Origin of the sequence: Allobosea sp. LjRoot90 (assembly GCF_964254315.1) — a bacterium.
Lineage (GTDB): Bacteria > Pseudomonadota > Alphaproteobacteria > Rhizobiales > Beijerinckiaceae > Allobosea.
This window is the reverse complement of sequence record NZ_CAXUTF020000001.1, coordinates 481,035-493,973: the sequence shown is the minus strand read 5'-3', so window position 1 is coordinate 493,973 and position 12,939 is coordinate 481,035. Positions and strand designations below refer to the sequence as shown.

13 protein-coding genes are annotated in these 12,939 nt (G+C 66.2%); 4 read left to right on the top strand and 9 right to left on the bottom strand.

Translation table 11 applies throughout. The annotated features are described in order from the left end of the window. Window positions 1-41: 41 nt before the first annotated feature. On the bottom strand, window positions 42-479 hold the full coding sequence (locus ACSQ3M_RS02415) for a DUF1489 family protein (RefSeq protein WP_436148471.1): 438 nt from the start codon (window positions 477-479) through the stop codon (window positions 42-44). Between the two features lie 150 nt (window positions 480-629). Between ACSQ3M_RS02415 and ACSQ3M_RS02410 the strand changes: the two genes are divergently transcribed. Beyond that, a complete protein-coding gene (locus tag ACSQ3M_RS02410) occupies window positions 630-1,409 on the top strand; it encodes an SDR family NAD(P)-dependent oxidoreductase (RefSeq protein ID WP_436148470.1) in 780 nt (259 codons plus the stop codon). Window positions 1,410-1,411: 2 nt separating this feature from the next. Further along, window positions 1,412-2,254, top strand: a complete 843-nt coding sequence (locus ACSQ3M_RS02405; protein ID WP_436148469.1) for an aminoglycoside phosphotransferase family protein — start codon at window positions 1,412-1,414, stop codon at window positions 2,252-2,254. On the opposite strand, the gene ACSQ3M_RS02400 is transcribed toward ACSQ3M_RS02405, so the two are convergent. After that, a complete protein-coding gene (locus tag ACSQ3M_RS02400) occupies window positions 2,251-3,156 on the bottom strand; it encodes a threonine ammonia-lyase (protein WP_436148468.1) in 906 nt (301 codons plus the stop codon). The two genes, ACSQ3M_RS02405 and ACSQ3M_RS02400, sit on opposite strands and share 4 nt — an antisense overlap. 158 nt (window positions 3,157-3,314) lie before the next feature. Between ACSQ3M_RS02400 and ACSQ3M_RS02395 the strand changes: the two genes are divergently transcribed. Beyond that, window positions 3,315-3,896, top strand: coding sequence for a helix-turn-helix domain-containing protein (locus ACSQ3M_RS02395; RefSeq protein WP_436148467.1), 582 nt, complete (start codon window positions 3,315-3,317; stop codon window positions 3,894-3,896). Between the two features lie 41 nt (window positions 3,897-3,937). On the opposite strand, the gene ACSQ3M_RS02390 is transcribed toward ACSQ3M_RS02395, so the two are convergent. The 6 genes from ACSQ3M_RS02390 to ACSQ3M_RS02365 form a co-directional block, all read right to left on the bottom strand. Continuing rightward, the gene (locus ACSQ3M_RS02390; protein WP_436148466.1) at window positions 3,938-4,303 is read right to left on the bottom strand and encodes a hypothetical protein; all 366 of its coding nucleotides are present in this window, start codon (window positions 4,301-4,303) and stop codon (window positions 3,938-3,940) included. A 190-nt stretch (window positions 4,304-4,493) separates the two neighbouring features. Continuing rightward, the gene (locus ACSQ3M_RS02385) at window positions 4,494-6,479 is read right to left on the bottom strand and encodes an acetyl-CoA carboxylase biotin carboxylase subunit (RefSeq protein ID WP_436148465.1); all 1,986 of its coding nucleotides are present in this window, start codon (window positions 6,477-6,479) and stop codon (window positions 4,494-4,496) included. A 220-nt stretch (window positions 6,480-6,699) separates the two neighbouring features. Continuing rightward, window positions 6,700-7,950, bottom strand: a complete 1,251-nt coding sequence (locus ACSQ3M_RS02380; protein ID WP_436148464.1) for a YeeE/YedE family protein — start codon at window positions 7,948-7,950, stop codon at window positions 6,700-6,702. A 13-nt stretch (window positions 7,951-7,963) separates the two neighbouring features. After that, window positions 7,964-8,899, bottom strand: a complete 936-nt coding sequence (locus ACSQ3M_RS02375; RefSeq protein WP_436148463.1) for a sulfurtransferase — start codon at window positions 8,897-8,899, stop codon at window positions 7,964-7,966. A gap of 157 nt (window positions 8,900-9,056) precedes the next feature. Next, window positions 9,057-9,746, bottom strand: coding sequence for a cation transporter (locus ACSQ3M_RS02370; RefSeq protein ID WP_436148462.1), 690 nt, complete (start codon window positions 9,744-9,746; stop codon window positions 9,057-9,059). Window positions 9,747-9,918: 172 nt separating this feature from the next. Beyond that, on the bottom strand, window positions 9,919-10,680 hold the full coding sequence (locus tag ACSQ3M_RS02365; RefSeq protein ID WP_436148461.1) for an SDR family oxidoreductase: 762 nt from the start codon (window positions 10,678-10,680) through the stop codon (window positions 9,919-9,921). A 155-nt stretch (window positions 10,681-10,835) separates the two neighbouring features. Between ACSQ3M_RS02365 and ACSQ3M_RS02360 the strand changes: the two genes are divergently transcribed. Then, window positions 10,836-11,921, top strand: coding sequence for a Kelch repeat-containing protein (locus ACSQ3M_RS02360; RefSeq protein ID WP_436148460.1), 1,086 nt, complete (start codon window positions 10,836-10,838; stop codon window positions 11,919-11,921). Between the two features lie 12 nt (window positions 11,922-11,933). On the opposite strand, the gene ACSQ3M_RS02355 is transcribed toward ACSQ3M_RS02360, so the two are convergent. After that, entirely contained in the window at window positions 11,934-12,935 is a 1,002-nt protein-coding gene (locus tag ACSQ3M_RS02355) for an NADP-dependent oxidoreductase (protein ID WP_436148459.1), read from the bottom strand. Window positions 12,936-12,939: the final 4 nt, after the last annotated feature.

The following is a 12,939-nucleotide window of genomic DNA, read 5'->3' as shown; positions in this document are numbered from 1 at the left end:
CTCGTCCCTATTTCAGCTACTGGCTGGAAGCAGGGTGCACTCTACAGCAGCCCCAGCTCCGCCAGCTCGCGCCGCATCTGTTCCGGCATGATGCCGAGATCGCCGCTGCGCTCGTCGATGTCGCGCGGCGCGTCCTTGTCCTGCAGATAGCGCCAGCCCTGGAAGGGGCGGAACGGGCGCGGCTCGACCGGCACCACAACCGGCTCCATCACCAGATGGCAGCGGCCGATGCCCTCGCCATCGGTGAACGGGCGGATGTCGATCAGGCGCTGGCGCGCCGAGACCTGGCCCTTGATCACCCAGTAGAGCGAGCCGCCGGTGACGATCTCCTCGACGCGCTTCGGCACCATGCGGGTGGTATGGAGTTGTTCGGCCGGCTCGCCGCGGGCGCGGCGCTGCGCCTGCCGCTCGGCGATCCACTGTTCGAGATCGCTGATCGATTCGGCGCCGACGCAGAGCTTGAGGATATGGAGCGGCATGGCGGCAACCTAATCCTCAGAGGCGTCCCTCGCCAGAGCCTGCGGCCTTTCTCCACAACCGCGCTGCGCGGGGGTGGCCGGCGCCAGCGCGACCATGACGCCGCCTTTCCCACAGGCTAGTAAGGCCTCCGATCCGAACGGAGGCACGACATGCGCGGACTGCAAGGCAAGGCCATTCTCGTCACCGGCTCATCGACCGGCATCGGCTACGCCATGGCCGAACGCCTGATCGCCGAGGGCGCCAAGGTGCTGATCCATGGCCGCGAGCAAGGTGAGGTCGACACCGCCTGCCACAAGCTCGGTCCCTCGACGGCGGGCGCGACCGGCGACCTCGCCGAGCCGGCGACCGCGCAGGCGCTGGTCGATGCGACGCGAAAAGCCTTCGGCCGCATCGACGGCCTCGTCAACAATGCCGGCATCTATCCGCGCGGCGTGCTCGGCGAGACCACGGGCGCCTTTTTCGACCATGTATTCGCGATCAACACCCGCGCGCCTTTGCTCTGCGCCGAGGCTGCGATCCGCGCCTTCCGCCTGCAGAAGTCGGGCGGCTCGATCCTCACCGTCGGGTCGATCAACGCCTGGTGCGGCAACTCCAACCTCACCGTCTATTCGATGTCGAAGGGCGCGCTGATGACGATGACGCGCAACCTCGCCAACACGCTCGGGCGCGAGCATATCCGGGTCAACCAGCTCAATGTCGGCTGGACCTTCACCGCCAACGAGGACGCCACGCAGCAGCGCGAGGGCAAGAAGCCGGGCTGGGAGAAGGAGGTGCCGCTCGAATTCGCGCCCTTCGGCCAGATCATGCAGCCTGCCGAGATCGCCGCCCACACCGCCTTCTGGCTGTCGGAGGAGAGCGGCCACGTCTCCGGCCAGATCTACGAGGTCGAGCAATATCCGCTGATGGGCCGCGGCCGCGCCGCGGATTGACCATGCCTAAGACCGACGTATTCGCACCCTGGCTGGCGCGCTGGGCGCTCGTGCCTGACGGCGCGCCAATCAGGACCCATGCCAGCCAGCTGTTGCCCGTCCTGCGTGACGGCCAACCAGCCATGCTGAAGCTGCCCGAGGTCGAGGATGAGCGGCGCGGTTACCTGCCGCTCGAATACTGGAACGGCGACGGCGCCGCCCGCCTCCTCGCCCGCAGCGAGAATGGCGAGGCGATGCTGATCGAGCGCGCCACCGGCATGCGTTCGCTCGCGGCCATGGCCCGCAGCGGCGCAGCGGGCGACGACGAGGCGACCGCCACCCTCTGCGACGCCATCGCCGCCCTGCAGAAAGCGCGTGGCCCCGCCCCCGCCGGCCTGATCCCGCTCGATATCTGGTTCAAGGACCTGTTCCCGATGGCGCAGGAGCGTGGCGGCATTCTCGCCCGCTCCGCCGCGGCGGCAACCGAATTGCTGGCGGCACAGCGCGAGATCCTGCCGCTGCATGCCGACCTGCACCATGACAACGTGCTCGATTTCGAAGCCAAAGGCTGGCTCGCCATCGATCCGAAGTCGGTGATCGGCGATCGCGCCTTCGAATACACCATCCTGTTCTGCGATCCCGATCTCGCCGATCCCGAGCCGCCGGTCGCGACGGTCCCGGGCTATTTCGAGCGTCGGCTGGAGATCGTGCTGGCGAAGTCGGGGCTGGAGCGGAAGCGACTGCTCCAATGGATCCTGGCCTGGTGCGGTCTCTCGACCGCCTGGTTCCTCGGCGACGATGATCCGCTGGCGGAGATCAATCTCACCGTTGCCGGGCGGGCGATCGCCGCGCTCGATGCCCTCTAGTTTCGCATCCAGGCGCTGAAGATATCGGGCAGGACGTTCGCCCCGCAGATCACCGTGGCCACCCGCTTGCCGCGATAGCGCTCGGGGTCTTCCAGCATGGCCGCGATGCCGAGGGCCGCCGAAGGCTCGGTGACGAGGGCAGCGTGCCGGTAGAGCAGCCGCATACCCTCGATGATGCTGGCTTCCTCGACCAGCGGAACATGGTCGGCGGTGGCGAGCAGATCGTCGAGAACCGCAGCAATGGGAAATCGTCCGGCGACACCATCGGCGATGGTGTTGGTGCTCTGCGTGGTCACGACCGATCGGGCTCGCCAGGATAGTGCCAGCGCCGGTGCACCCTTGGGCTGGATGCAGACGATCTCCGTCGCCGGCGCCAGGGTCTTGAAGACATGGCCGACGCCGGTGGCCAGCGCGCCACCACCGAGCGCGAGCAGGACCGTATCGATCCGATCGAAGCCCTCGACGAGTTCGAGACCGATCGTGCCCGCGCCCTCGCAGGTATCGAGATTCTCGCTGTCCTCGATGAGGAAAGCCTCTCCACCAGCCGCGATCTCCCGCGCACGCTCACGGGCAGTCTCGATATCGCCCTCGACCAGCTCGACCATCCCGCCCAGCCGGCGAATGCGCTCGATCTTCGCGGCATTGGCGCCTTTGCCAGCGATCACCATGACGTCGATGCCGCGTGCCCGGCCGCTATAGGCGAGCGCCTGGCCGAGATTGCCGGCGCTGGCGCAGACTGCCGCCTTGGGAGCGGAACTTCCAGCGAGCCGCGCCATCGCGACCTCGGTCCCGCGCCCCTTGAAGCATCCGACCGGATTCGCAGTCTCGAGCTTGATGACGAGCTCACAGCCCAGCAACGCGCCGAGCGTGGGCGCGAGGAACTGCGGTGTGTCGCGAAACACTGGCGAGATCTCCCGCCACGCCTGCCGGATGCGTTCAAGGTCGAGCCTGGTGTCTGGCTGCATGGGACAAGCCTTCAGCGGGATGGTAGGAACGGCGCGTGCGCTTTAGCGCACAAGCACTTTGTGCGCAATAACGCACAAAGCGGAGAGCACCTGCAATGAAGCCAGTCGGCCCCGTCGACACGCCGAAACTGCTGAAGTCGATCCGGAGCGATCGCAGCTGGAGTCTCGATCAGACCGCAGCGCAGACCGGCGTCAGCAAGGCGATGCTCGGCCAGATCGAGCGCGGCGAATCGATGCCGACCGTCGCGACGCTCTGGAAGATCGCCACCGGCCTAGGCGTGCCGATGACCGCGCTGCTGGAGGCCGATCGCGGCGACGACGACGTCCTGCTCATGCGCGACGCCGCCGAACTACGCGTGCGCCCGTCACAGGAGGGGATGCAGCGGGCACTGCTATTCCCATACGAAGCGCGGTTCGGCTTCGAACTCTACGAACTCACCTTCGCGCCCGGATTCGAGAGCATCTCGGAGCCGCACGACACCGGGGTTGTGGAGCATGTCACCGTGCTGCAAGGCGAGGTCGAATTGCTGGTGGAAGACGAGTGGCGGCCACTCAGACAGGGGCAGTCGCTGCGCTTCCCGGCGGATCGCCGGCACGGCTATCGCAACCGGGCGAACGAAGAAGCCGTAGTCATGGACCTGATCCACTACCGCTTCGCGCCGAGTGCCAAGCCCTGAATCCGCTGGTAGGCCAATCCCAAGTGGTTGTTGATTATAGTCTACGTTTTTATTGTCTCAAAAATTAGATAATCACCTTTGGCGTCAATTCTTGCGGAGAAAACCGCAAAGAACCCATTGTTATTTTTCTTGCCATTAAAATAAACATCAATGTCGAATTGAACGCGATTATCAGTATAAACAAATATATCACCTTCATTCATATTTTGAATATGATCAAATTGGCATCCGTCAGATTTTAGAGATTGGATATAATTTGATATAGCATCGATATTGTCGGGCAAACTGCAATTTTTTAATGCAAAATGTGTTTTGCCCGAAACAACCGCCTCCATGGAAACGATAATTCTTGGAATGAACGGCCTAAGCAGATCCTTCATTTCACGATCTAAGGAGTTGAAATCCATAGAATTCCCCCTTGGCGATCGGGCCCTCGTTGATGGAGCAAGCCCAGCTCCCCCTATCTCGAGCTGCACCAAGCACTGCTACAATGCCGTGATGGCGGCGCTGCTCTTCGTCAACCGCTGGCTTAGCGCCTCGCCGACCCCGATCTGACACCCGCCGGTCGGGAGATCACGCGGAAGCGGTGCGCAGCGCTCACTCCCCCAGCACCACCACCTTCGCGCCCTCGGCCACCTGCGCACCCGGCTCGGCGCCGAGTTCGGTGACGGTGCCGTCGCGCGGGGCGGTCAGCACATGCTCCATCTTCATGGCTTCGACGATGGCGAGGCGTTGGCCCTTCACCACCGCCTCACCGGCCGTGACGAAGAGCGCGATCAGCTTGCCGTGCATCGGCGCCTTGATCACGCCGCCGGCACCGGCGACCGCATCGAGATCGACGCTGAACGGGTCGAACAGCGCGACGGAGGTCTGCCGGCCGCGATGCAGCGCGAGATAGGTGCCGGCCTCGGCCCGAGCCAAAGTCACCTCATGCTCGCCCTCGGGCAGCGGATGGCCCGGCAGCGAGACGCGGGCGTCGTCGCCGTTCCATTCGATCCTGGCCTCGATCCGCTCGCCATCGACCAGCAGCGGCAGGCCGAGCGCCAGGCGCGGCATCAGCGAGAAGGCATCGGTGTCGAGCCAGGGCGACTTGCCTTCATCGGCCGTACGCTCGACCGCGAGACGGAAGAGCGCCTCCTGGCGTTCCTCCTCGAGCTGCAGCGCCGCCGCCGCGACCGCCGCCGCATCGAGCGGCTGCGGCTCGGCGCCGAGCGCTTCGATGTTGCGCTCGATGAAACCGGTGTCGAACGGCCCTTTCCGGAACCCTTCCGCCTCGGCCAGCTTCTTCAGGAAGGCGAGATTGGTGCGCGGCCCCGCGACGATCGTCTCGCCGAGGGCGAAGGCGAGATGGTCGAGCGCCTCGTCGCGAGTGCGGCCATGCGCGATCACCTTGGCGATCATCGGATCGTAATACGGCGTCACCGTATCGCCGGCCTCGACGCCGGTATCGATGCGGATGTCCTCGCTCTGCGGGAACTGCAGCGCCCAGAGCTTGCCGGTCGAGGGCAGGAAGCCCTTCTCCGGATCCTCGGCATAGAGCCGCGCCTCGACAGCATGGCCCTCGGCACGGACATCCTCCTGCGCGAAGCCGAGCGGCTCGCCGGCGGCGACCTTGAGCTGGAGCTCGACAAGATCGAGTCCGGTGATCGCCTCGGTGACGGGATGCTCGACCTGGAGACGGGTGTTCATCTCCATGAAGTAGAAGCGGTCGGCGCGCAGGCCGTCGCGCCCGTCGGCGATGAACTCGACCGTGCCGGCCCCGACATAGCCGACCGCCCTCGCCGCCTCCGTCGCCGCCTTGCCCATGGCGGCGCGCACCTCGGCCGTCATGCCCGGCGCCGGCGCTTCCTCGATCACCTTCTGGTGGCGACGCTGCAGCGAGCAGTCGCGCTCGTAGAGGTGGACGACATTGCCGTGGCTGTCGCCGAACACCTGGATTTCGACATGGCGCGGCGAGAGCACGTATTTCTCGACCAGCACGCGCGCATCGCCGAAAGCGTTCTTGCCCTCGCGCTGGGCGCTCGACAAAGCGTCGGCGAAATCCTCGGGCCGGTCGACCTTCTTCATGCCCTTGCCGCCGCCACCGGCGACCGCCTTGATCAGCACGGGATAGCCGATGCGCCCGGCCTCCTTGGCCAGGAAATCCACATCCTGCTCGGCGCCGTGATAGCCGGGCACGACCGGGACATTCGCCTTCTCGGCCAGCGCCTTGGCCGCGTCCTTGAGGCCCATGGCCCGGATCGCCGAAGCCGGCGGCCCGACGAAGACGATGCCGGCCGCCGCGCAGGCATCGGCAAAGTCGGCATTCTCGGAAAGGAAGCCATAGCCGGGATGGATGCAGGCTGCCTTGGCCTCCTTGGCAACCGCGAGGATCTTCTCGGCGTCGAGATAGCTCTCGCGCGCCGGCGCTGGGCCGATCCGATAGGCCTCGTCCGCCATCTCGACGAACAGCGCCTCGGCATCGGCGTCCGAATAGACCGCGATGGTGCGCAGGCCGAGGCGCCTGGCGGTGCGGATCACCCGGCAGGCGATTTCGCCGCGATTGGCGATCAGGATGGAGGGCAGTTTTGCGGCAATCGACATGGGGCATCCTCGAACCGATGCCCCGTTATAGCCCAGCCGAAGCCCTTGTCTGCGCCTTGTTGCGCAGGGTGCGGATGGGCGCAGCGCCTCGAAAAGCACGCGTCATGCTCGGGCTTGACCCAAGCATCTCAGGCCGGAGGGGGTTCCAGTCGGCGCCTTCGCGTCATGAGATTCTCGGGTCTGCGCTACGCTCCGCCCGAGAATGACGGCCACGCCGTGCTCAATCCAGCACGCCGAACCGCCGCCCGAGCTTCAACGTCACCGTCGTGCCTACGATCAGCCCGAGCGCGAAGACCCAGCCCGAGACCGCCCCGGCCGAGATGCCCGAGAGCAACGTGCCGACCGTGCAGCCGAGCCCGAACACCGTGCCCCAGCCGAGCAGCGTCCCGCCGATCAACCCACGCAGCACATGCCCGCCATTGGGCCGCCGCGGCTTGAACTCCCCCGCCGCCAGCGCCGCGGCAAAGGCCGCCGCGACAAGCCCGGCGACGAAGAGCCCGTTCGGCGTCAGCAGCGTCTCGCGGATCAGGGTGGCGCAGCCGCGGAAGCTGTCGAGCCCTTCCAGCCGCGCCGGCAGCCGGTCGAGCCCGGTCGCGAACTGGCGAGCGCGCGAGCCAAGCTCGGCGGTAACGCCAAGCGGCGACAGGCGCAGATAAGCGGCAACGCCGATCAAGCCGACGAAGAGCCCGCCCAGCCAAGCCGGCCAACGGCGAAGGAAGATCGCGGCGACGGGGTCAGCCAGCGCCTTCTCCGCGGCTCCCTGTTCGCCTGGCCGACCAGCTCGCAGCAACCACCACGCCGCCGCGCCGAGCACGGCGAGCCCCGCCAATAGCGCGCCGCCATAGCCGAGCTGACGCGGCAGCCACAGCACCGGCGAGTCCGAGATCGTCCGGAGATAGAGCTCGTTCCAGCTCAGGAAACCGAGGATGAAGCCGAGGCCAGCGCCGATCAGCGCGAAAGGCGAGGTCGGTGAGCCCTCCCCCAGCCGGTAGAGATGGGCGCTGATGCAGGAGCCGGAAATCGCCATGCCGGCGCCGAAGGCGAGACCCGCCAGCAGCAGCGCCGGGCCGACCGGGCCGATATGCGCCGTCGGCGGCAGGCGCGTGCCCGACGGATCGGGCAGCCAGGCGCCATAGATCAGCGTGTAACCGGCGAGCCCGACGCCAAGCGCGGTGAGGATGCCGAGCAATCCGCGCGGATCGCGCCGGTCGAGCCAGTCCTTCCAGATGCAGAAGAAGCAGAAGCGTGAGCGCTGCAGCACGAAGCCGAAGGCGGCGCCCAAAATCAGCGAGAGCTGGAGCTGCGGCGCCGGATCGCCATGGCGCCCGACGAGGTAGATGGAAACCGCGATCGCGATGGCGACGACGGCTGCTGCGATGAAGCGCAAGGGCGGCAGCCTCATCGGCTCCGCCCCTGCCTGCCGGCGCGCCAGCTCATAGTCCAGCGCGCCGCTATCGTCTGAGATGCTCATTCAGGCTGCAGTCTTACTTGCCGCCCCAGACCGTGCCGGCCGGGTTCGAGATCGGCAGGCCGACGACATTGCCGTACTCGGTCCAGGAGCCGTCATAATTGGCGGCCTGGTAGCCGAGAACGCGCGAGAGAATGAACCAGGTGTGGCTCGAGCGCTCGCCGATGCGGCAGGACGTAATCACCGGCTTGGAGCCGTCGATGCCGACCTCGGCATAGAGCTTCTTCAGCTCCTCCGGCGATTTCAGCGTGCCGTCGGCCTGGTTGACCGCGCGCGCCCACGGCACGTTGACCGAGCCCGGGATATGGCCGGCGCGCAGCGCCAGTTCCTGGAAGCCGGCCGGCGCGATGATCTTGCCGGAGAACTCGTCCGGCGAGCGGATGTCGAGCACGCGCGCCTCGGACTTCTTCTCGACAGTGGCGACGACATCCGTCAGCCGGGCGCGCAGCTTTTTGTTGGGCTCGCCGACGCTGAAGCTCGAGGCCTTGACCGGCACCGGATTGGTCGCAACCGGGCGCTTCTCCAGCTCCCACTTCTTGCGGCCGCCATCGAGCAGCTTCACGTTGTCGCGCAGGCCGTAGATATCGAACACCCAGGCGCCCCAGGCGGCGAACCAGTTGTTGTTGTCGCCGTACAGAACCACGGTCACGTCCTTGTCGACGCCGAGCTTGCGGGCCAGCGCCTGGAATTTTTCGGGGCCGGCAATGTCGCGCGAGACGGTCTCGACCAGGTCGGTGTGCCAGGCGATGTTCTGCGCGCCGGGGATGTGGCCGCGCTCATAGACGCCGGGCTCGACGCTGACCTCGACGACCCTGACCTTGGGATCGTTGAGGTTCTTCTCGAGCCATTCGGTCGAGACCAGCGGGCCGGACTGCGCCAGCGCCACGCCGCCGAGCACGAGGCTCGCGGCCAGTATGGCCGCACCACGGCGGATGAGGGAGAGGACGGACATTCTGGCGCTCCTTGGCGCCGAAACGGCCCGGATACCGGCCCACTTCGGCATGAATTGCAGGGGTTGCCATGATTTCGCCACAGCCCTCGCGGGAGAAGCCGCACAGGATTTTTTTGTTTGCCGCCAAGACGGAAGAACCCGGTCGTACGACCTTGGTCTAGGAAGAATAATCTTCTTTTGCTTCGACTTTCGTCCGATCCGGCGACTGCCTGGTCGCGCGCCAGATCGCCCAGGTCGCCTGGAAGCAGAGGAAGGCGACGAAGACATCGAACAGGTATTCCGGCCAGCGCACCGGCAGCAGCCTTGCGCCGAGGCCGAGCAGCGCAAAGCCGGTGGTCGAGATCGCGTCGTTGCGGGATGAGAGCCAGGTCGCCTTGATCACCGGATTGGACTCGGCCCGAAAACGCCAGAGCACGCCGATGATCAGATAGGCGATCAGGATCGCGCTCGCCGCCGAGAAGCCGAGCGCGAAGACCTCGATCGGCCGCGGCCGCATGATCTTGTCCCAGAGGTCGTAGAGCGTGTGCAGCCCCGCCACCGCCATCACCGCGCCGATGCCGAGCGCCGCGACCTTTTCAGCCCGCTCGTCGCGGCCGAAGACCAGCGCGGCGATGCCGTAGAGCGCGACATCGTAGACCCAGTCGACGCCGTCCTTGAACAGCTGGTTGTTGCCGATCGCCAGCGCCCAGAGCACGACATTGCCGGCGAAGATCAGGATGCCGAGCGCGATGCCCCAGATCGTCAGCCGATAGGCCCGGGCGACTTTGGGATCGACCGGCGCGGCATGGCCGGGCTCGCCCCCGGTCGCACGCTGTCCGTCATGGTCGCCCTTGTGGCGACCATCCACGTCTTTGGACTGTTCCGACGCTTCGAAGGCTGACAAGCGAGGCACTCCCGAGCCGCCCCGGACAGTGTCGCGCAAATGATGCTCGTCGCAAGACGTCGAAGGCCGGGACTGGCCCGACCATGACGACAGCGGGTCGCCGCTCATCGCACCGGCGCTTGCGAGAGTATGTCCCTCAGCCGCGGCCGACGAAGGGCGCCTTGGTCGCCATCACCGTGACGAACAGCACATTCGCCTCGATCGGCAGCGCCGCCATGTGCAGCACGGTCGAGGCGACATGGCCGACATCCATCACCGCCTCGACCTTGATCGAGCCGTCCGCCTGCGGCACGCCGGTCGTCATCCGCTGCGCCATCTCGGTCAGCGCATTGCCGATATCGACCTGGCCGACGGCGATGTCGTATTTGCGCCCGTCGAGCGACGAGGTCTTGGTCAGACCGGTGATGGCATGCTTGGTCGCGGTGTAGGCGATCGAGTTCGGCCGCGGCGCATGGGCCGAGATCGAGCCGTTGTTGATGATGCGCCCGCCGCGCGGCTCCTGGTCCTTCATCAGCTTGAACGCCTCCTGCGTGCACAGGAACGGGCCGGTCAGATTGGTGTCGACCACCTTCTGCCAGTCGGCTAGCGACAGGTCCTCCAGCATGATCCCGCCCGGTGCGTTGACGCCGGCATTGTTGAACAGCACGTCGAGCCGGCCGAACTTGGCTTTGGTCGCGGCGAACAGCGCCTTGACCGAGACCTGATCGGTCACGTCGGTCGGCACGGCGAGCGCCTGCTCAGCCGGGGCGCCCGAGAGCTTGATCGTCTCCTCCAGCGCATCCGCCCGGCGCCCGGCCAGCACGGTGCGATAGCCGTCCTTCAGGAAGGCGATGGCGACGGACCGGCCGACGCCCGAGCCGGCACCGGTGATGATCGCGACCTTGTTATGCCCTGACATGCGTTTCCTCGCCCTAGCGTTATTTCAACCGTTTCAGGTACCGCACCATAGCAGCGTATGCAGTATGCGGAACCGCATTTCCGACAAACCGGCTCCGCGCCTGCGCTTGCCTGACGCAGCGTCTGCCCTACAGTTCTAGCGAGGGAGGACGCATCATGACCAGCCTGAGCCGCCGCCGTTTCATCGCCGCCGGGGCCGCTGGCCTTAGCCTGCCCGCCTTCGCCCAGCAGCCCGGCCATGAGCAGCATGGCGGCCATTACGAGCGGCTGAACCAGCCGGGCCGGATCGGCAAGCCCGAGCTCGCCGCCTCGCAGAACGTCTTCGATTCACCGGCACCCAAGGCCGCCAACCCCGGCCGCTGGCAGCCCAAGGCCCTGCTGCCGCTGCCGCGCTCGGAGATGGCCTGGGCAGCGGCCCATGACGACCGCATGCACATCGTCGGCGGCTATGGCGAGCAGCGCACCGACCGGGCCTACCATCACGTCTACGATCCCAAGGCCGACAAATGGAATGACGGCGCGCCACTGCCGCAGGGCGCCAACCATGTCGGCGTCGCCTTCCTCGACGGGCGGCTCTACGCCATCGGCGGCTTCCTCGAGCAGAACCGCAAGCCGCATCCGCGCTGCTTCGTCTACGATCCCAAGACGGATAAATGGGCCGAGATCGCGCCCCTGCCCCGCCCGATCGGCTCGGCTGCGATCGTCGGCCTGAACGGCCTGCTGCATTCGATCGGCGGCGCCATCGGCGACACCACTGAGAGCAAGACCTCGGTCAACTGGCACCGCGTCTACGATCCCAAGGCCGATGCCTGGAGCGAGCGGGCGCCATTGCCGACGGCGCGCGACCACACCGGAACGCTGCCGATCGGCAATCTGATCCATGTCATTGGCGGGCGCGTCGACTCGTTCCACACCAACTCGAACCTGCACCACGCCTACGACCCGGCGACCGACAAATGGGCGCCGCGCAACCCGCTGCCAACCGCCCGCTCAGGTCATGGCGCCGTGCTCTATCGCGGCAAGGTCTTCATCATGGGCGGCGAGGGCACCAACCGCGTCTTCGGCCAGATGGAGGCCTATGACCCGGCCAGCGACGGCTGGGAGCAATACGCCCCGATGCTGACCCCGCGCCACGGCCTCGGCGCCGCCCTGGTCGGCGACGCCATCCACGTCGCCGGCGGCGGCCCGGTCATGGGCGGCGGCGTGCAGAGTGCCGTGCACGAGGCGTTCAGTCTGGGGTAGCCCGTGCGTTCTTCACCTCAGCTTGACGACGACTTTGCCCTTTGACCGTCCCGCTTCGATGTAAGCCATGGCCGCATTGGTTGCTTCGAACGGGAAGACCCGATCCATGACGGGGCGAATGATCCCGGCTTCGATCAGCGATGTGATCTGGCGCAACTGCTCACCGTTCGCGCGCATGAACAAGAACGAATAGCTGATCCGCCGGGCTCTGGCCTTCCTCCGGATACCGAAGCTCAGAGCGCGCATGACCTGCCGCAAGAACCAGTTCAGCCCTTGCTCCCTCGCGAAATCGGGGTCCGGCGGACCGGAGATCGAGATCAGCTTGCCGCCTGGCTTCAGCACGTTCAGGGATTTTTGAAGCGTGTCGCCGTCCAGGCTGTTGAGGACGACGTCGTAGCCGGACAGGACCTTCTCGAAATCCTGCGTCTTGTAGTCGATCACCACATCAGCCCCGAGGCTCTCGACCAGCGCGACATTCGCCGTGCTCGTGGTGGTCGCGACAGTCGCGCCAAGATGCTTGGCAAGCTGGATGGCGAATGTCCCCACGCCGCCGGAACCGGCATGAATGAGGACCTTCTGCCCTTTTCGCAGACCAGCTCGCTCGACCAGCACCTGCCAGGCCGTCAGCCCCACCAGCGGAATGGAAGCCGCTTCCTCCATGGTAAGGTCCTTCGGCTTCAGCGCCACGTCGGCTTCGTTCATGGCAATGAATTCCGCGAATGTCCCGACCTGGCCGTCGCGCGGCCGGGCATAGATCTCGTCGCCCGGTTTGAAGCGTCGAACCTTCGATCCGACGCGGACCACCGTGCCCGCCACATCATGTCCCAGGATGAAAGGCGGGCGGTATGGAAGGATGAGCTTGAATTCGCCGTCGCGGACCTTGGAATCCAGGAGGTTGAGCCCGGCTGCGTGAACCTCGACCAGGACATCGTCATCCCGCAAGGCCGGCTGCGGCATCTCGCCAAGCCGCAGTGCGCCCTTCTTCCTGTATCGATCTACGATAAAGGCTTTCATGGAG